Annotated in this window: 17 protein-coding genes and 2 pseudogenes; 9 read left to right on the top strand and 10 right to left on the bottom strand. The window is 48.9% G+C overall.

The window, feature by feature from the left end; genetic code table 11:
- Positions 1 to 259 precede the first annotated feature (259 nt).
- From DW083_RS05815 to DW083_RS05805, 3 genes are all read left to right on the top strand, one after another.
- Positions 260 to 691 (top strand): helix-turn-helix domain-containing protein, encoded by a 432-nt coding sequence (locus DW083_RS05815; RefSeq protein WP_147382091.1) that lies wholly within the window; start codon positions 260 to 262, stop codon positions 689 to 691.
- A 22-nt stretch (positions 692 to 713) separates the two neighbouring features.
- The gene (locus tag DW083_RS05810) at positions 714 to 872 is read left to right on the top strand and encodes a type II toxin-antitoxin system RelE/ParE family toxin (RefSeq protein ID WP_122331737.1); all 159 of its coding nucleotides are present in this window, start codon (positions 714 to 716) and stop codon (positions 870 to 872) included.
- A gap of 74 nt (positions 873 to 946) precedes the next feature.
- On the top strand, positions 947 to 2,092 hold the full coding sequence (locus tag DW083_RS05805) for a glycerate kinase (RefSeq protein WP_122331736.1): 1,146 nt from the start codon (positions 947 to 949) through the stop codon (positions 2,090 to 2,092).
- A 10-nt stretch (positions 2,093 to 2,102) separates the two neighbouring features.
- Here DW083_RS05805 and DW083_RS05800 read toward each other — a convergent pair whose 3' ends face one another.
- The 7 genes from DW083_RS05800 to rbsK all read right to left on the bottom strand — a co-directional run bounded on the left by DW083_RS05800 (position 2,103) and on the right by rbsK (position 8,798).
- Positions 2,103 to 3,035: a glycosyltransferase family 2 protein gene (locus tag DW083_RS05800; protein ID WP_122331742.1), complete on the bottom strand. Its 933-nt coding sequence runs from the start codon at positions 3,033 to 3,035 to the stop codon at positions 2,103 to 2,105.
- 6 nt (positions 3,036 to 3,041) lie between these two features.
- A complete protein-coding gene (locus DW083_RS05795; protein ID WP_122331735.1) occupies positions 3,042 to 3,425 on the bottom strand; it encodes a GtrA family protein in 384 nt (127 codons plus the stop codon).
- Positions 3,397 to 4,155, bottom strand: coding sequence for a hypothetical protein (locus DW083_RS05790; RefSeq protein ID WP_122331734.1), 759 nt, complete (start codon positions 4,153 to 4,155; stop codon positions 3,397 to 3,399). Before DW083_RS05790 ends, DW083_RS05795 begins: the two co-directional genes overlap by 29 nt.
- Before the next feature lie 105 nt (positions 4,156 to 4,260).
- On the bottom strand, positions 4,261 to 5,262 hold the full coding sequence (locus tag DW083_RS05785) for a GRP family sugar transporter (protein ID WP_115498756.1): 1,002 nt from the start codon (positions 5,260 to 5,262) through the stop codon (positions 4,261 to 4,263).
- Positions 5,263 to 5,269: 7 nt separating this feature from the next.
- Positions 5,270 to 6,283 (bottom strand): nucleoside hydrolase, encoded by a 1,014-nt coding sequence (locus DW083_RS05780; protein WP_122331733.1) that lies wholly within the window; start codon positions 6,281 to 6,283, stop codon positions 5,270 to 5,272.
- 11 nt (positions 6,284 to 6,294) lie between these two features.
- Positions 6,295 to 7,848, bottom strand: coding sequence for an ADP-ribosylglycohydrolase family protein (locus DW083_RS05775; protein WP_122331732.1), 1,554 nt, complete (start codon positions 7,846 to 7,848; stop codon positions 6,295 to 6,297).
- A 20-nt stretch (positions 7,849 to 7,868) separates the two neighbouring features.
- Positions 7,869 to 8,798: a ribokinase gene (rbsK, locus tag DW083_RS05770; RefSeq protein ID WP_122331731.1), complete on the bottom strand. Its 930-nt coding sequence runs from the start codon at positions 8,796 to 8,798 to the stop codon at positions 7,869 to 7,871.
- A 164-nt stretch (positions 8,799 to 8,962) separates the two neighbouring features.
- Between rbsK and DW083_RS05765 the strand changes: the two genes are divergently transcribed.
- Positions 8,963 to 10,501, top strand: a complete 1,539-nt coding sequence (locus tag DW083_RS05765) for a hypothetical protein (protein ID WP_122331730.1) — start codon at positions 8,963 to 8,965, stop codon at positions 10,499 to 10,501.
- Positions 10,502 to 10,529: 28 nt separating this feature from the next.
- Here DW083_RS05765 and gluP read toward each other — a convergent pair whose 3' ends face one another.
- Positions 10,530 to 11,741: a glucose/galactose MFS transporter gene (gluP, locus tag DW083_RS05760; protein WP_122331729.1), complete on the bottom strand. Its 1,212-nt coding sequence runs from the start codon at positions 11,739 to 11,741 to the stop codon at positions 10,530 to 10,532.
- A 189-nt stretch (positions 11,742 to 11,930) separates the two neighbouring features.
- Here gluP and DW083_RS05755 point away from each other — a divergent pair, with 189 nt between their 5' ends.
- Positions 11,931 to 13,283 carry an MATE family efflux transporter gene (locus tag DW083_RS05755; protein WP_122331728.1) on the top strand — a complete coding sequence of 451 codons (1,353 nt, stop codon included), beginning with the start codon at positions 11,931 to 11,933 and terminating at the stop codon, positions 13,281 to 13,283.
- On the opposite strand, the gene DW083_RS05750 is transcribed toward DW083_RS05755, so the two are convergent.
- Positions 13,284 to 13,685: an FKBP-type peptidyl-prolyl cis-trans isomerase gene (locus DW083_RS05750; protein WP_122331727.1), complete on the bottom strand. Its 402-nt coding sequence runs from the start codon at positions 13,683 to 13,685 to the stop codon at positions 13,284 to 13,286.
- Positions 13,686 to 14,081: 396 nt separating this feature from the next.
- Here DW083_RS05750 and DW083_RS05745 point away from each other — a divergent pair, with 396 nt between their 5' ends.
- The 3 genes and pseudogenes from DW083_RS05745 to DW083_RS05735 all read left to right on the top strand — a co-directional run bounded on the left by DW083_RS05745 (position 14,082) and on the right by DW083_RS05735 (position 19,759).
- Entirely contained in the window at positions 14,082 to 15,485 is a 1,404-nt protein-coding gene (locus tag DW083_RS05745; RefSeq protein WP_122331726.1) for an efflux transporter outer membrane subunit, read from the top strand.
- 36 nt (positions 15,486 to 15,521) lie between these two features.
- Positions 15,522 to 16,636, top strand: a pseudogene (locus DW083_RS05740) (efflux RND transporter periplasmic adaptor subunit).
- A 6-nt stretch (positions 16,637 to 16,642) separates the two neighbouring features.
- A complete protein-coding gene (locus DW083_RS05735) occupies positions 16,643 to 19,759 on the top strand; it encodes an efflux RND transporter permease subunit (RefSeq protein WP_122331725.1) in 3,117 nt (1,038 codons plus the stop codon).
- A gap of 77 nt (positions 19,760 to 19,836) precedes the next feature.
- Here DW083_RS05735 and DW083_RS05730 read toward each other — a convergent pair whose 3' ends face one another.
- The gene (locus DW083_RS05730; RefSeq protein ID WP_122331741.1) at positions 19,837 to 20,865 is read right to left on the bottom strand and encodes a virulence RhuM family protein; all 1,029 of its coding nucleotides are present in this window, start codon (positions 20,863 to 20,865) and stop codon (positions 19,837 to 19,839) included.
- A 267-nt stretch (positions 20,866 to 21,132) separates the two neighbouring features.
- Between DW083_RS05730 and DW083_RS05725 the strand changes: the two are divergent.
- A pseudogene (locus DW083_RS05725) lies at positions 21,133 to 22,598 on the top strand (catalase).
- Positions 22,599 to 22,635 lie beyond the last annotated feature (37 nt).

Raw genomic sequence — 22,635 nt, 5'->3', positions numbered from 1 at the left:
TTACGCAGAGGAACGCAGACTTATTTTCTTTTAAAACAATAAATGATCTGCGTTCGTCTGCGTTATCTGCGAAATCTGCGTCCGGTAATACAAACGTAGCGTCTTACCGTTAAATCATCATTTACAGGTTCACAATTCCTTAGAAGGAAAGCAATTGTCAGTGTAGTTAAAAGCAATTTATTTCGCATTCAAAAATAATTGTTTTTATAGTTACAGACAATTGTTTTCCTTTCCGGATATCTATTCCTGGCATTAGCTGGTGGCCGGCAAAGACCTTTCTGAGAAAAAAAGAAATGATTATAAACCATATAATATATTCACTATTGGTTATGTCACAAATTATAAATACTTTTGTCTCAGAGATAAAAACAATAAAAAATTGACTATGACAACTTATTTACAACCAAACAACTGCCAAAGTTGGGACGAAGTACAAGATGAACTCTTTGGTGCTACCGGAACTCCTCTACGCGAACAACTTGAGAAGGAAAGCGAATTTTTTCGTATTAGCGAACGATTGAAACTGGCCAGAAAAGAAGCAGGGTTAACTCAACAGGAACTTGCCGAAAAGGTCGGTTTGAAACGAAGTGATCTTTCTCTTATAGAAAATGGAAAGATTGACGTCGGGATTACAACACTATTCGATTTATTCAGGGCCTTAGGCAAAAAACTTAGTTTTACCATTTTATAGCAAAGAAAAACAAACTGAAACTATGGAAAATATACGTAATATCTTCTTTTATGGCAATTACGCTAAAGAGTTTATCAAGGAACAGCGCTTCCCTATACAAAAGAAAACCCGTAAAACACCAACTAAGGAAATACAAAAGGCTCTTTTGCTAATGGAGGAATATTTCACAAATAAAAGATAACATTGAAAACATTCCACAAACTTTAGATATATTTGAACACTCAAGTTATCTGATACTTAAATAAGACGGAAGAAATGAATAAAGTAGTAATAGCTATGGACTCCTTCAAAGGTTGCCTGACCACTGAAGAGGCCGGGAAAGCGGCGGAGGCAGGAATAAATGCGGTCTTTCCTAATTGCGAAACACTTCTTTTCCCTATCGCCGACGGAGGCGAAGGCATGTTGGATGTACTCCTTTCCATAACAAACGGGACGTACGAAAACCTGACGGTACACGGTCCTCTGATGGAACCCGTAGAAGGCAGATACGGCCTCTCGGGGGACGGACGGACAGCTTTGATCGAGATGGCGACAGTCAGCGGACTGCCACTCGTGCCGCGGGAGAAAAGAAACCCGATGCTAACTACGACCTACGGGACAGGCGAACTGATCCTCGATGCACTCCGGCGAGGTTGCCGCAAGTTCATTGTCGGTATCGGAGGCAGTGCAACCAACGATGCCGGACTGGGGATGCTGCAAGCGTTAGGATTCCGCTTTCTGGACAGGGATGGCAATCCGTTGGGAACAGGTGGAAGGGTTATGTCGGAAGTGGCAGCCATAGATACGTCTGCTGTTCATCCGGCCTTAAAAGAGGCACATTTCACAATTGCCTGCGACGTGGAGAATCCTTTCTGCGGTCCTGATGGGGCGGCTTATATCTTCGCCCCTCAAAAAGGGGCTGATTCCGATATGGTGAAAGAACTGGACGCCGGTATGCGTTCTCTTGCACAAGTCATCCGGTCAGTAACAGGCAAAGAGATTGCCGATTATCCCGGAGCCGGGGCAGCCGGAGGCATGGGCGGCGGTTTCCTCGCATTCCTGAATGCCGAATTGAAGCCGGGTATCCGCCTGATGCTCGAAGCACTGAATTTTGAAGAAAAGGTAAAAGGAGCCGATCTGGTTATCACCGGTGAAGGACGGGTAGACGGGCAAACGGCCATGGGGAAAGTCCCTTCCGGTATCCTGAAAGAGGCACAGAAACAGAATATTCCCGTCATCGTGATAGCCGGAAGCGTAGAAGATACGGAAAAGATGAACCGGGCAGGCTTCCAGGGAGTATTCTCTATCACGCCGGGCCCGATCTCATTAGAAAAAGCGATGGAGCCGGAGTTTGCCAAAGCAAACATCCGCCGGACAGTCAGCCAAGTCTGCTCGGCGATCCGTCCGTTTATTACCCGATAAAATAAGCGTTTTAGAAGTTCATCTTCTCATCGATGATATATTCCGGACGTGCTTTGATTTCATCAAACAGGATTCCGACGTATTGTCCTAACACGCCGACTGTCAACAGCTGGACGCCGCCAAAGAAAATGACGGATGTCATGATGGATGTCCAGCCTGTTTCGGCTTTGCTGAAACCGTATATCTTGCCTAAGGTAAACCAGATTGCCAATACGATACCGACCAGCACAGCTATAAATCCCAGGCTCGTAGCCAAGCGTAACGGTTTCTTTGAGAAATAGAGCATGGCAGTCGTAGCAAACTTCCACATCTTGCTAAACGGATATTTCGTCTCGCCGGCAATACGCGCCTCGCGCTCGTAATAAAAGGGAACTTGCTTAAAACCCACCCAGCTGATCAGCCCACGAATATATTTGCCCCGCTCCTGGAAGCGGTCGAACTGGTCCATCACTTTACGGTCTATCATACGGAAATCGCCCGTATCCAAAGGAAAGCTGACATCACTCATATAGTTGAGCATACGATAAAAGGCTTTCGCTGTAATTTTCTTAAAAAGCCCCTCACCTTCCCTCGACTTGCGGACACAATAGACCACGTTAGCCTCTTCCTTCTCTTGCAAAGCCAGGATATCGGAGATCAGTTCAGGAGGGTCTTGCATATCGGCATCCAGAATGACAGCCAGGTCGGCATCACAATTATTGATGCCTGCCGTCACTGCCGGCTGGTGGCCGAAGTTGCGGGAGAAATGGATCACTTTCACCTGCGGATCGGTTGCTGCAATCTCGTTCAGCATCAAGCGCGTGCGATCCCGGCTACCGTCGTTGATGTAAATAATTTCCGTTTGAACCGGAAGCTGTCTCAACGCTTCCCGTGTACGCCGGTACGATTCGGCAATAACCAATTCCTCGTTATAACAGGGAACTATAACCGCAAGTTTCTTCATCTGCATTTAAGCCTTAAACGTATAGAACTTATTCATTATAAAATTAATCACCGTATAGAAAGCCATTGCTATCAACTGGTTATAATACGGATCGATCGGCAGGCAGGGATTCAGGACATACAGCAGCAATCCCAACTGCAGCAAATAGCACACTCCGAACACTACGCCAAAACGGACGGCACTGCCGATCCATCCTGCCGAGCTCCGGAATGTCCATTGCTTATTCCATATAAAACTATTTAATACGCCTGCCACATAACCGACTACGTTCGAGACTACATCCGAACACCCGAACAACTTCATCATAACCCAGATGACAACGGCGGTTATTACCGTATTACTTACTCCAACTATGCCATATTTAATGGCTTGCTTGACTGTTTCCTCCATTCTTCTTTATAATCTCGTCCACTTCCTCCGCCGACAATTCCTTCACATTTGTGATTGTGAAGACATCGGAAAGGAAGTTTCCATACTGGTTACATTCGCCGATCACCAGATCAAGCGTCAACTTGATATCTGTCCGGACCGGAATCAGAAAAACCAGCTCCAAATAATTCTCATTGATTGTCAACCGTTCGATCTCACAGTCCGCTTTCCCGAGGGAATACGGAAACTCACGTTCGATCACTGTCCGCTGATAATCCTGAAACGGCTTCAGTTCATTCGCCAGGATCAGGACATAAAAACGTAACTTCTCTCCTTTTCCACCCAAACCGGTGGAGATATAAACCTGCTTCTCGTCAGACAGTTCGGACTCCAACGCGATACGGCTCTCCATTAACGCCATATAAGCCCAATCCGCCACATCCGGATCAGGGGCCTGCGCATATTCTTCCAGGATCCGGTAAGCTTTCACCTTACGGGAAGTAGCCAGCATGGACAATACATATCTCTTATGTTCCGTAGACGATTCGGGATCATCCAGACTATTTTCGAAAATGGAAAAATCCATATTCGAGATATCCGGCTTGTCTCTATCTTTCCTGATCTTCTCGGAATATTTAAAATATTCCATCTGCCGTTCTACCGGTACACGCTGTTCTAATATATGGAAATGTCCGTCAATCCTACTAAAAGAGTCCCGGAACTTCTTGAAAATGTCATTATCCTCTTTCATAAGCCTACTTTTTAGTTTTGTACATATCCATTAAACAAGAAACTAAGACAAATGTAAGGCTTTTTCCCGATAAATAACTATCGGGAAGGTAAAAACGGGATATTATTATGCTCCGGCATAGATCAAAAATCCTAAACCGATCACAAACAGGACAAACATTCCGGCATTCAGATAGTCCGACGAACGCGGAGCTCCCTTAAACTCATGCCAGATCAAAATCCCCCACAGAGCGGAGACAAGTGTCGCTCCCTGTCCCAAACCGTAAGAGATGGCAGCTCCTGCCTTTTCGGATGCGATCATACTGAAAGACTGGCCGATACACCAGATTACACCGCCCAACATACCGACAAGGTGCGTTTTGGCATTTCCTTTGAAATAACCGGAGATGGATACCGGAGCGCCTTCCACCGGACGTTTCATCGCTATCGTATTGAACAGGAAATTACTGATAAACACACCCAGGGAGAAGATAAATACAGCCGTATAGGGAGTCAGCTTGCCCGGAGCCGGATTGGCAAAATTCCCCAGGTCCATCGAAGCGGCAACGAAACGGTAGAAGAAAGCCATGATTACACCTGCGGCAACAGAAATGAAGATACCCTTTCCGGAAACCTTCTTCGAACCGACCAATGCTTTTTTATAGGCCAGCCCGTTCAGGAGGATGGCAACAGTGATCAACGCCACGCCGATAAAGATATACATCGGTTCACCTTTGGCCGCCCCGAAATAGTTGACCAATACGCCCAACACTAATGCCAACCCGATCCCTACCGGGAAAGCGACCGACATCCCGCAGATCGCAATGGCCGCCGACAAGAGGATATTGGCTGCATTAAAAACGATACCACCCAGGAAAGCGCTTCCCAACGAGCCCATATCGGCCTGTGCCAGATTGGGCAGGAAGCTCTGTCCTTCAGTGCCGATGCTTCCTAACGTAAAGGCTGACAATATGGAAAAGAGCAAAACTCCGATCACATAATCCCAGTAAAAGAACTCATACCGCCACGTTCTGGAAGCCAGCTTCTGCGTATTTCCCCACGATCCCCAACAGAGCATTGTTACAACGCAGAACAGGATCGCCAACGAATAATCTTGTACTATGAACATAATATTCTTATTTTGAAACAGGTTGATGCATCATGTAATTCTCGATCAAAGCCGCCATTTCCGTCGGCGGCACTTTCTCTATCAGGCGAAGGTCCCTGCCTCTCTCGTCCAGTGTCCAGCTATTCGTTCCTTCATCGTCCACGACACGGAAAGTTCCGCGCTCTACATTGTAATAGGGTTCATATCCTTTGATAGCAACCAATACAGCCGTAAGGTCCCAGCTCATCCGCCCGTCCGGATCACCTTCGGCGAAACAGAGGGAATAGGCCTCTTTCACCGGGCTGTTCTCCACATTCATCCGTACGAGCTTCTTTCCGGTAAGAATCACATTCCCGATCTTCCAGCCACTGAATACGATTTCCGTAGGCCACTGTTCCGCCACTACACGGGAAGACGGGACATCACAATAAACATTAAACTCTTTCCCTTCCGGAAAGAAACCAGCCATCGAAACCAAGCGTTTCACCTTCTTGGCCACCAACTCGCGACCGGAAAGAGGACTGTATTCGTCACCCTGCGAGAGCAAAAGATCTTTCAGGTTTGTGAAAAAGCCGATCGTACAAACCACAACGCTGTTATCGGGTTGTGCACTCAAAATCCGGCGGTACACCTTCACCGCGTCGGGAGCATCCGATGTTTTAACTGTCTTATGCGGATAGTTGGCGGGAAGCGCTTCCGTCCATTTAACCTTATGCCAGGTAGTCAAGGAGGGGCCCCTCACTTTCGGAGCTCCGACAGGGATATCCGGCCGCTTGAAATAGGTATTCAACACTTCGATACAGGGCACGACATTCTCATCCTTATTGGAAGAAACAGTCGCCAGAATATTCACCTGCCCGCTATCGGCCAGCGCATGCATCAGGGCCATTGCCCCTACATCGTCATAATCCGGTCCCAGGTCGGTATCCAGTATCAGGTTGACAGGTTGTGCAGCCGGCTCTTCTGCGGTTGTTGACGCCGGCTTACCGGTACAGGCAGCCAATAGTGCGGCCAAACAGATAAAAAGAATTGATTTCTTCATGGTATTATAATTTATTGATGAACAACTTGAAGAGGCGCATCAGAATAGACCAATGCCTCATTAAAATGAACGGAAGCATCCGGTGCCGGATTCAGCCATTTGAATGTAAAGATATGCTTTCCTTTGGGAATCTGATATTTCCAGAACAAATCATTTCTGCGGGTTCTGGAAGCGGCAGGCAAATTAGCCGTTTCGACACATTCGCCGTCCATATACATTTCGACGCGGGCAACATAACGCTCATCGGCAGCCCGTACATATCCTTTGAATACGATTCCTGTTCCGTCGAGCACAATCTCCCCGACATCGGTTATATTTCTATTCACACGAATGAGATTTTGAGGAAATAATCCTTCAAACGCTTTCTCATAACACACCGGAACTGGCGATTGACAAGCAATCGTGACCTCTTTTTCCCCCACCGTTCCACCGTTCCGTTCGATCATCTGCAAGGCCTGCTTGAATGACATCTCATAAGTCCGGTTCAGCGATATATCCGTATAGGCAAAATTCAAATCCTCCACCTCCTTGAGATTCTTCAACCAGTATTCCGGAATCCGGCTATAGCCCAGGACAGTTCCTAAGATACCGGCTGCCGAAGCAGGATTACAGTCCGAATCCTGGCCACAACGGGTGGCAATATCCATTGTCTTGAAGAAATCACCCTCGCCATACAACAGCCCGATCAAGATATAAGCACTGTTAATAACAGCATCGATATTAAACGGGACAAAGACACCATCCGGACAACCGATATCCTCACTCCATTTCTTTTCGCATTCAAACCAGGTACGTTTCCAATCGTCCGGAAATTCTGCATGCCAACGGATCACATCGCTCATGCATTGGTAGTAACGGCTTTGTTCCGGTATCGTTTTCAGTGCTTCCGTCACAATAAATTCAATATCGTCCGACACGAAGGCAAGCGAATACATAGCACCGACATATACGCCACCATACCATCCGTCCCCATAATTCATGATATGTCCGATCTTGTCGGATATTTCGGAAGCCGCATTCGGCATTCCCGGCGACATCAGACCGGAATAGTCCGCCTCTATCTGGTAATCCAAATCGTCCGCATGAGGATTATTCAACCAATGCCCGGAAGCGGGCGGCATGATTCCCTGCAGAATATTATAACGGGCCGACTGGTTCGCATGCCAGAGAGGATAGCCGGCTGTTGCAAAAGCCATTGCAAACGAATCGACCGGAGCATCCAGTCCTAACCGGTCGAAGACATCGACAAACGTCAGGTCCATATAAACATCGTCATACAACCCGGGCGAGTTCTCATACCACCACTTGATATACCCATCCGTCCAGGGAATCGGGACATATTCCTGGATCATCGTCCCGTTATACCTGAACTCTGTCGGTCCGCCATAGGTACAACCGATCGTTTGTCCGGCCCAACCGCCTTTTATCTTATCCAATAATCTTTCCCGGCTGATTGTAAATGTTTCGGGAAGAGTTGCCGTTTTTTGTCCGGCCGGTTGCTGCGAACAAGAGATTGCTCCCCCTATCAAAACAACAGCCAGCATTTGTAATATTGCCTTTTTCATAATAACAAATAAGATTTATATTAACCGAAAATATCCACTTCATTCCGATAAGGTGCCGATGATTGCGCCCCTACACGTGTCACCGATATAGCCGAAGCCTTACAGGCAAAACGGGCAGCTTCCTTCAGGTCGCGCCCCTCGGAAAGGGCTACGGTCAGGGCTCCGTTAAACACATCGCCGGCTGCCGTCGTATCGACAGCCTCCACTTTCCAGGCCGGGACAATCTCGGACTTTCCGTCACAGTAGATAAGCGCTCCTTTCGATCCGAGTGTAATGATCACGTTCTGCACTCCCATCCCGGAAAGGACACGGGCGGCTTCACAGGCGGAGGAGTCGTCTGTTATCTTCACGCCGGAAATCATTTCCGCTTCCGTCTCATTCGGTGTGATCAAGTATAAACGGCGAAGCAGTTCGGCTGATAACGGATGAGCGGGAGCCGGATTCAGGATCACCTTCTTTCCCTTCTCCCAAGCCAGATCGGCGACATAACAGACTGTCTCCATCGGGATCTCCAACTGCATCAAAACCAGATCGGCCTGCTCGATGGCCTCCTCCGCCCTGGCCAAATCGGAGGGCATCAGGTTGGCATTCGCTCCGGAGGCAACGACAATACAATTTTCGGCCTTCTCGTCCACCGTGATCAGCGCCACACCGGAAGGATGCTCGGAATCTGAAAATATATAAGAAGTATTGATACCCTCCTCCTCGAAAAGCTGTTGCGACTGATGGCCGAATATATCACTTCCGGTCTTGCAGATAAAAGTAACCGGACCACCCAAGCGTGCAATGGCGACTGCCTGGTTTGCCCCTTTCCCACCGGGATTCATGAAGAAGGTTCCGCCTAAAATCGTCTCGCCCGGACGGGGCAGATGGGCGGCTTTTATGACCATATCGGTATTGCTGCTACCGACCACCAGGATCTGTTGCCTGATTGACTGTGTTGTATCCATGCCTGTATCTCGTATTAAATATAATTGTCCACAATGAAGCGTTACAAATATAATCGTATATCTTTTCTCTTTTTCTGCATAATTCTTTTGTAAAGATAAACCCAAATCTTACTTTTGCAAAAGAAGTTTGCAAGAATAAAACTCATATACAAGCAGATAAGTTCATGAAACAAGCCACAAAACTCAACCAGATCATTCTACTGATCCAATCGCTCTCCAAAGCGGAAAAACGGTATATCCGGCTCTGCTCCAATCTGCAAAACGGGGATAAGAACTATATGATCCTGTATGATCTGATATGTGAAGGCTTCTCTCCCGACCAGATATTCGAGAAATTCTGCGATGAAGTAAATGAAAAAAGCTTCGAGATGGCAGCCAAACATCTCTACCAGGTATTGTTGGACAGCCTTGTGCAATTGCGTGAAAAGCAGGATATACAGACAGCCATTTTCAATTACATCACCAAAGCCGGTATCTTGTTTGAACGCGAGCTATTCGACAATGCATTTGACGAATTAGATAAGGCCCGGAAGCAGGCTGTCACGTATGAAAACGACCCGCTGCTTCTGTTGATCCGCCGTACGGAGCTGAAATATATGAGTGCACTCGGCTTTGAAGGTATCAGCGAGAAAGAGTTGGTAAATAAACAGATGCAGATTAACGACGTGATGAAATACGCCCGCAACACCAACCTCCACCTGCAATTATATGACATTCTGAAACACCGCATCACTTACAAAGGATATGCCCGTTCCGACAAGCAGAAAGAAGACCTGAACGATCTTGTTTTAAGTGAACTAAACCTGGTTGCCAACCATTCCTACCAGGGATTCGAGGCTCGTAAGCTTCACTTGCTGTTCCAGGCAACCTATTACCTGAACACGGGAAACTACAAATCCGCCATCCGCTTCTATCAGGAATTGATCACCCTGTTTGAAGCCAACCGCCATCTGATTCTCAACCCGCCGATCTACTATCTCAGCGCCATCGAAGGGGTACTGGATAGCCTACACGTCGCCGGATTATATCAGGAAATGCCTTTCTTCCTGTCCAAACTCGAAGAAATCAGCACAGGCGACTATCCGTCGGAATTTCTGATAGAAGTGCAAGCCCGCCTCTATTTGTACAGACTCTCAAGCTTGCTCAATACAGGACAATTCGAAGCGGCTTCACATCTTGCAGCGGAGAACAACGAACTCTTGTCAAAAAAAGCCACGACAGCGGGACCGGAAACACAATTGCGGCTGGCCCTTTATTCCGCCATCCTCCATCTTTGCCTGGGAGAACCGGCAAAAGCCCGTAAGAGCATGAAAAAGATATTCGGCTCCGGCAAATCATTCCACACATTGCCCTCTTACAAAACAGCCCGTCTTGTCAATCTGCTAATACAGGCGGAATCGGGCAATTATGACTTTTTTGCAAACGAAATCAACTCCATCAAACGCAATATCCGCTACGAGAAACAAACATACAGAACCGAAAAACTCCTGTTCCATTTCCTGATGGCCCATCCCTTGCCCGTCTATAAAAAAGACAGGGAAAAACTTTGGCAGCAATACCGGAAAGAGATCACACTAATCCGACAAGACAAATATGAAAAACAACTCCTTAAAACATTCGATTTTACAGCCTGGGTCGAAAGCCGATTAACCGGCACACCTCTCCGGGAGATACTGACCGGCACAAAAAAAGGGGCCGTGTAAGCCCCTTCATCTATTTATTATTATCAGGTCAAACCCGAATCTTATGTCCGCTCAACGCATAATAGAAAATCATCAGATAAGCCGGGAAGCAGATCCAGTAAGCCTGTTGCAAGTCGCCGAACACATCAGCCAACCAACCGAACAGTAACGGGAAGATAGCGCCACCCACGATAGCCATCACCAACAGCGAAGAACCCGTCTTGGTGAACTTGCCCAGGTCTTTCATGGCAAGCGGCCACAAAGCCGGCCACATCAACGAATTGGCAAGACCCAACAGGGCGACGAACCAGATGGAAACATGAACCGGAAGGAATACGACCAGCAAAGAACTTATCACACCTATTATAGCACAGATAAACATAGCCTTTTCCTGTGAGAGATATTTCGGAATAAAGAATACGCCGACCAGATAACCGGCCACCATACCGATCACCGTATAAGAAGTATATATCTGCGGGTCAGCCAGACCTATCGATTTGGCATAATCCACAATACTTGCCATTGCCAACGTTTCAACACCTACATAACACAGCAAAGACACCAGACCTAACAGCAGGTGCGGGAACTGCCAGATACTTGTCTTTGTGGAGGCATAGGAAGAAGAAGCTTCCTCATCACTCTCGTCCTCCCCTTCCGCTTTCACTTCGGGCAGCGGGACAAAAGCAACCAAAACACCCAACAAGACAAAAATACCGGAGATAAAGTAGAACGGCAACTTAATGTCATCCAACTGCACATCGCCCAGATTCAGGAATACGCCCAGGAAAATAGGTGCGATCGCCCAAGCCGCCTTATTGGCAATCCCCATCATGCTCATACGGGTAGCAGCGCTTTCCAGCGGTCCGAGAATTGTAATATAGGGATTTACAGCCGCCTGCAACATCGTATTACCGATACCGCTTACGAACGAAGCCAACAGGAACATGGCAAAACTCTGGTTCTCGGCAGACGGGATAAACAGATACAAACCAATTGCAAAAAACAGGAACGAAAGAATCATCGTCTTCTTATACCCGATCGCCTTGATGATAAGCCCGCAGGGATAACCGAAGATAACAAATGTAGAGAAAGTAGCGGCCAGAACCAGATAGGATTCGGCGGTAGTCAAATCCAATGCCGTACGCAGGAACGGAATAATCAATCCGTTAATGCCTAAAGCGAAGCCGATCATAAAGAACAGTACGCCAATTACAACCAAAGGGAATAAATACCCTTTTGAAGCAGAGTTTGTGTTTTCCATGTTTATTTGTTTTTACGTTTATAAATTATTCTCCGCAAATGTACTGATATTTTTGGATTCTATCGTCATATATTTTATAATCCGGCATTGAAACCTTTTTCTTCTTATAAAACTAAAAAATACACTTATCAGAACAACATTTCCACCTTTTCTCTATATTTGCACCCAAATTGTTTAGGGATCAAATTTATGGCAACTACTACTAAAGAAATGACGGCGGGAGCTCCCCTTCCGCTTATTCTCAATTTTACCTTCCCGCTGTTGCTTGGAAATATATTGCAACAAACCTATTCGCTTGTCGATGCCGCTATCGTTGGAAAATTCTTAGGGATTAACGACTTGGCTGCAATCGGGGCAAGTACGTCGGTCGTGTTCCTGATACTGGGATTCTGTAACGGGTGTTGTTGCGGGTTCGGGATTCCGGTTGCACAGAAGTTCGGGGCGAGGGATTACAAGACAATGAGGCGTTATGTGGCGGTCAGCCTGCAACTGGCAACCCTGATGTCTGTCGTTATTGCGATCCTGACAAGCATCTACTGCGCGGATATTCTGCGTAATATGCGGACGCCGGACAATATTTTCCGCGGAGCCTATCTTTACCTGTTGGTGACGTTTATCGGAGTACCCTATACGTTCTTCTACAACCTGCTATCGAGTATCATACGTGCACTTGGAGACAGCAAAACGCCATTCTGGTTCCTTCTTTTCTCGACCGTATTGAATATCGTGCTCGACCTCTTCTGTATCCTCGTATTGGGATGGGGCGTGTTGGGTGCGGGAATTGCAACCGTTGTGTCACAAGGCGTATCGGCCTTGCTATGTTACTTCTATATGTACCGGCATTTCCCGATTCTAAGAGGAACTCCCGAAGATCGGAAATTCCGCCTGCCATTGGCTAAGAACTTACTATATATAGGCGTCCCGATGGGGCTCCAATTCTCGATTACGGCTATCGGCAGTATCATGTTGCAAAGTGCCAACAACGCACTGGGAACCGCCTGTGTAGCCGCCTTTACCGCCGCCATGCGAATCAAGATGTTCTTTATCTGTCCTTTTGAAAGCCTGGGTATTGCGATGGCGACCTATGCGGGACAAAACTATGGGGCGGGTAAGCCGGAACGTATCTGGCAGGGCATCAAAGCCAGCTCCCTGATGATGATGCTCTATGCCGTGGTTACTTTCATCATATTAATGTGGACTTCCGACAAGATTTCCCTGCTGTTCGTGGATGCTTCGGAGACGGAAATACTGGAAAACACAGTCTTGTTCCTCCATGCCTCCTGCTATTTTTTCCCGATTTTAGGATTGCTTTGTATCCTGCGCTACACCATACAAGGGGCGGGCTACACCAATCTCGCCATGCTCTCCGGCGTGTCCGAGATGATAGCGCGGGCATTAGTCAGTGTTCTTGCCGTACCGGTATTTGGGTTCCTTGCCGTCTGCTTCGGTGACCCGACAGCTTGGGTCGCAGCCGACCTGTTCCTGGTTCCGGCGTTCATCTATGTCTACCGCAGGTTGAAAAAGACGGTACGGAGCGCCTGATCAGGCAATGCCCAGCAGCTCCACTTCAAAGACCAGCGTAGAGAAACCGGGGATCGGACCGGATGTACGTGTGCCGTATCCAAGCGTATAAGGAATATAGATCATCCAACGGTCCCCTACATGCATGTGCCGAAGGGCTTCCTGCCAGCCTTCGATCACCTGGTTCAGCCGGAAAGCCTCCGGATATCCTCGTTTCCAGGAGTTGTCGAACTCACGTCCGTTAATCAACGTGCCGCGATAATGGACGGAAACTACATCACTCAACCCCGGCGAAACCATACCGGAACCTTTCTCTATTTCTTTATATAACACGCCGCAAGGAAGTTTCATAACTCCCGCCTGTCCGGCCATCTCATCCATAAACAGCAAATTCTGTTCCTTATATTCTTCTTTCTTTCCCATTCGAATTTCATTTAATTCATGGGCAAAGATACAAAACGAAATAGTATTGCAGTACTTCATGAGGGTATGGTGCCGTAAAGGAATGAATGACCCGGCAGATAGAATGAACGATGCGGAATGTGTGCCCCCTCCATACCTACCCGCTATTCATGTCACAGCTGTAAAACAAAAGAAATCCAACTGTAACATAGAAGGAAGACAGTTGTAACATGCAAAGAATACAACCGTAACATGCAATAGAAGACCGGTATTTACCCGTTATTGCTCACTACTTGCCAGTATTAAACGACCAGACAAGGAAGGAAGGGAGGCTAAAATAAACAGAAAGAAATAAAAAGAGACAAACAATTCTACCAGAAGTCTGTTCTTTAATGGCTAAATCTAAACAAAAAAGTTATGCACATACGTACATGGTGTTATGCTGTGCTCTCCCTGATTTTGCCTATGACGGTACAGGCACAAGGGGAACACAAATACCTGGATCACGCATTGCCGGAGGCGTGGCAGGAAGACGACAGTAATTTCCAACAGACATTACCGGTAGACGACCAGTGGTGGAAGAACTTCAACGACCCCGTACTGGATTCGCTGATCGAAGTGGCCGTCCGGCAAAACTACTCCGTACTGATGGCGGCAGACCGCATTGCAATGGCTAAGGCGAACCTGCGCATCCAACAAGGCAGCTACTCGCCCACCCTCGGACTTTCGGCAGGCTGGACCCGCCAACAAACCAGCGGTAACACCGGCAGCCTGCCGCGAACAACAACCCAATACAGCAATGCCACCCTCTCGATGAATTGGGAGATCGACGTATTCGGCAGTATCCGTAACCGTGTAAAGGCACAGAAGGAAAGCTTCGCCGCCTCGAAAGAGGACTATAATGCCGTGATGGTGTCCCTCTGTGCACAGGTAGCTTCCGCCTACATCAACCTGCGGAAACTGCAACAGGAAGTGGAGGTTGTGAAAAAGAACTGCCAATCACAGCTTGCCGTCGTCAAGATCACGGAAAAACGGTATGAGACAGGGCTTGTCTCCAAACTCGACGTAGCACAGGCCCTATCCGTCTACTACGACACAAAAGCCTCCCTTCCGATGTTGGAAGCCGGGATTATCCAATACACAAACGCATTAGGCGTATTGATGGGACTCTACCCTCAGGATGCCCGTAAGATCATGGAGACACAGAAACCGTTGCCGGAGTATGTCGAAATGGTCGGCATCGGCATTCCGGCCAACTTGCTGCTCCGCCGTCCGGATATCCGGTCAGCCGAACGGCTGGTGAATGCACAGGCTGCCTCACTCGGTGCATCCAAATCCGATTGGTGGCCGAAGGTATTTGTAAACGGTTCGGTAGGGTTCGCATCGCACGATTTGGATAAACTGGCGAACCACAATAGCCTCACGTACGAGATCGCCCCGTCCATCTCCTGGAGCTTCTTCCAGGGAGGTAAACTGGCACAGGCCACACGGCTTGCCAAAGCCCAACTCGACGAGTCGATCCGCCAGTTCAACCAGGATGTGCTGACAGCCGTCCAGGAAGTGGACAATGCGATGAACGCCTACAAAAACTCGATCCGGCAGATCGTCGCCCTCCGGGAAGTGGTCAACCAGGGAAAGCAAACCCTGGAACTCTCCCTCGACCTATACAAACAGGGATTGACCCCCTTCCAGAACGTACTGGACGCCCAACGTTCCCTCCTTTCCTACGAGAACGAGTTGACACAGGCGAAAGGATCTTCCCTCCTTAGCCTGATACAGCTTTATCAGGCGTTAGGGGGAGGTTGGGGAATTGAAGAATAGTTGAAAGTTGAAAATTAAGAATTAAAAAATAAGAAGATGAAGACGTATTTTAGAATAGGGATTGTGGGGCTGGCGGTGGTGATGCTGGCAGGCTGCAAGGAGAAGAAACAGCAGACGGAAACGCCGGCGCTTCGATCAGCGTGGCGATGCCGGTTGTAAAAGATATAACCTTGACGAAGGATTATCCGGGCTATCTGAGTTCGGACAGGATGGTCAACCTTGTTGCACGTGTAAACGGATATCTGCAATCGTCCGAACTTGTGCCGGGAGCCAAAGTGAAGAAAGGCGACCTGATATTCGTGATCGAACCGGAGGTCTACCAGAATAATGTCACGCAGGCGGAAGCCGCCCTCAACACGGCTAAAGCCCAGGTAGATTATGCCCGAAGTAACTACGAACGCATGAAAGAAGCCGCCAAAAGCGGTGCCGTCAGCCAGATACAGGTCTTGCAGGCACAATCGACAGCCGCCGAGATGGAAGCCTCCGTACGTAACGCCGAAGCCACCCTGAAAACGGCCCGGACCAACCTGGGCTATTGCTTCATACGGGCTCCTTACGACGGACGCGTCACACGGGCAAGCTATGACGTAGGCAACTATATCAACGGAGCCGTCCAACCCGTCACACTGGCCACCTTATATAAAGACGACCTGATGTATGCCAACTTCAACATCGAAGACAACCAGTTCATGCGTATGAAGCTTATTGCCGCACAGAACGATCCCAGTATCAAGATGCCGACCCATGTCACCATACGCGCCGGACAGGACGGACGCCAGACCTACACCGGCACGCTGGACTACCTCTCTCCCAATATCGACCTCTCGACCGGGACGCTGAACGTCCGTGCCAACCTGAAGAACGAAGACGGCGAACTGAAGAGCGGCCTCTACGTCACCATCACACTGCCGTACAGCGAACAGAAAGATGCCATCCTGGTGCGCGACGCCTCCATCGGTACCGACCAGTTAGGGAAATTCCTGTATATCGTCAACGACTCGAACATCGTACGCTATCGCCACATCGAAGCCGGACAGTTGGTGAACGACACGCTCCGGCAGATCGTCAGCGGCATCCGCCCGGATGAACGCTATGTAACAACAGCCCTGCTGAAAGTAAGGGACGGTATGAGTATTAAGCCTATAAAATAAAAAGCTATGGTAAAATTCTTCATCAACAGACCCATATTCGCTACCGTCCTCGCCCTCATCCTGGTGGTAGCCGGATTGGTCACGCTACATATATTGCCGATCGCACAATATCCGGAGATCACACCGCCTACCGTACAAGTCTCGGCCGTCTATCCGGGTGCGGATGCGGAAACAGTCGCACAGACTGTCGGGCTGCCCATCGAACAGCAGGTGAACGGTGTGGACGGCATGCTATACATGAGTTCCAATTCATCCAGCTCGGGAGCCTATTCGCTGACCATCACGTTTGCCGTCGGGACAGACATCGACATGGCGACCGTCATGGTGCAAAACCGTGTCAGCATCGCACAAAGCAGCTTGCCGGAGGCGGTGATCGTACAGGGCATCACGACTAAGAAACAATCGTCGAACATCGTCATGATGCTGACTTTAAGCTCCAAGAATCCCATCTACAACGGGCTTTACCTGAGCAACTACGCAAACCTCAACATGACCGACGAACTGACCCGCCTGCCGGGTGTAGGCTCTGTCAGTGTCATGGGTGCAGGCAGCTACAGCATGCGCGTCTGGCTCGACCCTGACGCCATGCGTATCCGGAACCTGACTCCCGATATGATCTTCCAGGCCATCTCGACACAGAACACACAGGTCTCCGCCGGCTATGTCGGGCAACCGATCGCCAAAGCGGACAACCCCTTCCAATACACGCTGACCGTAAAAGGACGCCTCACGACACCGGAAGAGTTCGGCAACATCATCCTCCGCACCGAAGAGGGTGGCAAGATCCTACGGCTGAAAGACGTCGCCCACATCGAACTGGGCAGCTCTTCCTACAACGTCACCTCCAGCCTGAAAGGCCATTCGAGTGCAGCCATCGCCATCTACCAGCTACCCGGCTCCAACTCGCTCGAAGTGGCCAAAGGGGTGCGCGACAAGATGAAACAGCTGGCCGCCAACCTGCCGGAGGACGTCACCTATGATGTAACCTTGGACACGACACAGGTCATCAACGCTTCCATCGATGAGGTACTCGTCACCTTCCTCGAAACGACTGCGCTTGTGATTCTCGTGATCTTCCTTTTCCTGCAAAACTTCCGGGCGGTCATCATCCCCTGTATCACCATTCCCGTCTCCCTGATCGGGACGTTGGCGGTGATGTCTGCATTGGGATTTTCGATCAATACGCTGACACTGTTCGGGCTGATCCTTGCGATAGCGATTGTGGTGGACGACGCGATCGTGGTGGTGGAAAATTCGTCGCGCCTGATGGACACGGGTAAATACACCGCACGCGAGGCGGTAACGGAGGCCATGGGTGAAATCGTCGGCCCGATTGTCGGTGTCGTGTTAGTACTGCTGGCGGTGTTTATCCCGACCACTTTCATTGGCGGCATCTCCGGACAGCTGTACAAACAATTCGCACTGACCATTGCAGCAGCCACCGTCCTGAGCGGATTCAACTCGCTTACGCTTACGCCCGCCCTCTGCGCCCTGTTTCTGCAAGCCAATAAAGAGCCGAAGTTCTTCGTGTTCAAAGCATTCAACAAGGTATTCGGCAAGACGCAGAGCCTCTATGATGACATTGTCGGCCGTATGCTGAAACATCCGGTTGTCACCATGTTAGTGTTCGGTGTCATAACCGCCGTGGCTATCGTCATGTTTATGCGCTGGCCAACCACCTTCATCCCTGAAGAGGACGACGGCTACTTCCTTGTATCCGCTCAGCTCCCTCCGGCTGCCAGCCTGAACCGTACGGAAGCGGTCGGGAAAAAGATAGACAAAATACTCGACAGCTACCCGGAGGTCAAGACCTATATCGGGGTAAACGGTTTCTCCATCATGGGCGGCGGCGAACTCTCCAATGCCGGTACCTATTTTGTAATCCTGAAGAACTGGGACGAGCGGAAAGGCAAGGCACATACAGCCTCGGCCGTCGTCAACCGCTTCAACCGCGAAGCCTATGGCATCGAGGAAGCCCAGATATTCGCAATGGTTCCCCCTGCTATCCCCGGATTAGGTGCTTCGGGCGGTTTGCAGCTGCAATTGGAAGACCGTAAGAACCTCGGTCCGACAGAGATGCAACGCGCCATCGAAACCCTTCAGCAGACCTACCGCAGCAAGCCGCAGTTGCTCAGCCTCTCGAGCATGTACCAGGCGAACGTCCCCCAATACAAACTGGAGATCGACCGCGACAAAGTGCAGCTGTCAGGACTCCAGCTCAACCAGGTATTCTCCACGCTGAGTTACTACATGGGAGCCGCCTACGTCAACGACTTCGTCGAGTTCGGACGCATCTACCAGGTCAAGATCGAAGCTAACGGAGAGGCACAGAAGGTCATAGACGATGTCATGCACCTGAGCCTCGAGAACAATGCGGGAAAAATGGTTCCCTTCTCTGCTTTCACCGAAGTGAAAGACCAGTTGGGGCTGGACCAGATCAACCTCTATAATATGTATAAGTCCGCCTCCATCACCTGCATCGCCAACCCGGAATACAGCTCCGGTGAAGCGATACAGGCCATGGAAGAGCTGGTACAGGAACAGTTGGGTGATAATTTCGGATACGAATGGACCTCCGTCGCCTACCAGGAGACGAAAGCCGGTTCTACGACAATGCTCGTCTTTGCCATGGCGCTGTTGGTCGCCTTCCTGGTCCTTTCCGCCCAGTATGAAAGCTGGACAAGCCCGATTGCCGCCATTTTAGGATTGCCGATAGCCCTGTTGGGTGCGATCCTGGGCTGTTTCGTCATGGGTGTCCCGGTCAGTATCTATACGCAAATCGGTATCATCCTCCTGATCGCCCTCTCGGCCAAGAACGGCATCCTGATCGTCGAGTTCGCCCGCGACTACCACAAAGCCGGCAATCCGATACGCGAATCGGCCCTCGAAGCCGGGCACGTCCGCTTGCGCCCGATCTTGATGACCTCGTTCGCCTTCGTGCTGGGTGTCATGCCTCTGCTGTTCGCTACGGGAGCCGGGGCGGGAAGCCGCCTGTCATTAGGTGCAGCCGTCGTATTCGGTATGGCGGTCAACACCATTTTTGCAACGATGTTCATCCCGAGCTTCTATGAGCTGATGCAAGATTTCCAGGAAAAGGTGCTGGACAGGTTCAGCCGGAAATAAAAGTGAAATTAACAAAGGTGTCTGACAAGAGTTCGTGCTCTTGTCAGACACCTTTGTTATATTTTCAACAGTTTGACTTATTTTTCTGTATTATCAAAATCAAGTAGATTACCCGTATTATATCTGTCAAAATCAGACTGAAACAATCGGTCTTGAATGATACGATATTTCTCAAATTCACTTTCAGCGAATGCTTTGGCAACTTGTGCGGAGACTGTGCCTATATTGTTAAGTAGGTCATACTCATTAAACTGTAAAAAGGCGTCTAACTTCTTTGCCCAATCTTCCATTGACATAGGGATATGTCGCTCAGCTTGTTCTTCCGCATAATCCAAATACATTGAAACGATTCTGTCCAAACGAAGAAGTTCTCGTTCTGTAAGATAGTTCTTAGCGATAGAAACATCACTTTTGATAATCTTCCCGTTTGGAGCATTCTTCCATGTTGTAAGCCCCATATGCTCTTTATCGCTATCAGCTCTGTTCATTATCAACTCTGCAGCCGTATGACGATGAATTGCAAAATGAAGTTTATTCTGAACGTGTGCAAAGAGATCGAGCGTTGTTTGTGATTTTGCGTCATAATCAAATGCAGTAGCATATATATCAGTTATTTTTTGATAGAATAGACGCTCACTGGCTCGTATTTCTCTAACCTCTTCAAGCAGGCTATTGAAATAGTTCTCGTTGAAGAACGTTCCATTCTTCATTCGCTCCTTGTCTATCACATATCCCCTTATCGCATAGTCCCGGAGGATATTGGTCGCCCAACGTCGAAATGCTGTAGCTCGTTTGCTGTTTATACGATAACCTACGGCAATAATAGCATCAAGGTTATAATGCTTGGTATTATAGTTTTTCCCATCGGAAGCAGTTACCGAGAAAGACTCGGTAACTGAAATTTCATCTAACTCACCTTCTTTAAAAATGTTTTTCAAATGCAGCCCTATATTGTCTGTAGAACAATCAAAGAGTGTGGCCATCAGTTTTTGACTCAACCAAATCGTATCTCCTTGTAACCGCACCTCAATGCCATCTTCTTTCGCTTGATTTGTAAAAATCAAGAACTCAGCCGTACTATTGCGTATTTGAATTTTCCTATTCATTTTATATCCTCTTCCATATTCTACATATTGAATCAAACACAAAAATATTGCTTTTATTCGGTTTATGGGCATTTGCAGCTACCTTTTTGCGTCAATTCCTTTCCCAATATAAAACAAGTCTATCCAGGTATTGAAATTACCTATTTGACAAGTGTTTAATAACATCTTACTTTTACACCACAGTCAAAAACAATATCTGTAGACAGGCAGTTTTATTTTAAAGGATAAAGTGAAGCTGAAAGAATACGGACTAATAAAAAAATCAGTATGAATGACAAGAAACTAACTGCTGCCAACGGGCGTCCCGTGGCAGACAATCAGAACACGCAGACAGTAGGTCCGCGCGGCCAGGTCTTATTGCAAGATCCCTGGCTGATCGAAAAACTCGCACACTTCGACCGGGAAGTAATCCCCGAACGCCGTATGCATGCCAAAGGTTCGGGTGCGTACGGCACTTTTACCGTCACACACGATATCACCCGCTACACGAAAGCCGCCATCTTCAGCGAAGTAGGCAAAAAGACAGACTGCTTTGTCCGCTTCTCGACCGTAGCCGGAGAACGTGGGGCTGCCGACGCCGAGCGTGACATACGCGGCTTCGCCATGAAGTTCTATACGGAAGAGGGCAATTGGGACCTAGTGGGCAACAACACGCCGGTATTCTTCCTGCGCGATCCGTTGAAGTTCCCCGATCTTAACCACGCCATCAAACGTGATCCGAAGACGAACATGCGCAGTGCCAACAACAACTGGGACTTCTGGACACTGCTTCCCGAAGCGTTGCACCAGATTACCATCACCATGAGCCCGCGCGGCATCCCTTATTCCTACCGCCACATGCATGGATTCGGGAGCCATACGTACAGCTTCATCAATGCCGACAACAAACGTATCTGGGTGAAGTTCCACCTAAAAACCATGCAGGGCATCAAGAACCTGACCGACCAGGAAGCGGAGGCGATCATTGCCAAAGACCGCGAGTCTCACCAGCGCGACCTGTTCGAAAGCATCGAGAAAGGTGACTTCCCGAAATGGAAATTCCAAATCCAGCTGATGACGACCGAGCAGGCAGACAACTACCGTATCAACCCCTTCGACCTGACAAAGGTCTGGCCGCACGGAGACTTCCCGCTGCAGGATGTAGGTATCCTCGAGTTGAACCGTAACCCGGAAAACTACTTCGCCGAAGTGGAACAAGCCGCTTTCAACCCGATCAATATTGTCGACGGCATCGGCTTCTCGCCCGACAAGATGCTCCAGGGACGCCTTTTCTCCTACGGTGACGCACAACGTTACCGCTTGGGCGTAAACTCCGAACAGATCCCGGTAAACAAGCCGCGCTGCCCGTTCCACGCCTATCACCGCGACGGAGCCATGCGTGTAGACGGCAACTACGGTGCGACCAAAGGATACGAACCCAACAGCTACGGCGAATGGAAGGACTCTCCCGAGAACAAGGAACCGCCCTACCCCGCCAACGGCGCCATCTACAACTACAACGAACGTGAATACGATGACGACTACTACAGCCAGCCCGGCGACCTGTTCCGCCTGATGCCTGCCGACGAACAACAGCTGTTGTTCGAAAACACGGCCCGCCAGATAGGAGGAGCCGAACTGTTCATCCAACAACGTCACGTCCGTAACTGCTACAAAGCCGACCCCGCCTACGGCAAAGGCGTTGCCGACGCTTAGGGATCAGCTTGGAAGACGCGTTGAAAGAAACCAAATAAGCAGGATATTACTGACTAATAAAAAGGAGCTCCTTTA

Origin of the sequence: Parabacteroides sp. AF48-14 (genome assembly GCF_003477465.1) — a bacterium.
Taxonomy (GTDB): Bacteria; Bacteroidota; Bacteroidia; order Bacteroidales; family Tannerellaceae; genus Parabacteroides; species Parabacteroides acidifaciens.
This window is presented reverse-complemented; position numbering and strand designations above follow the sequence as displayed.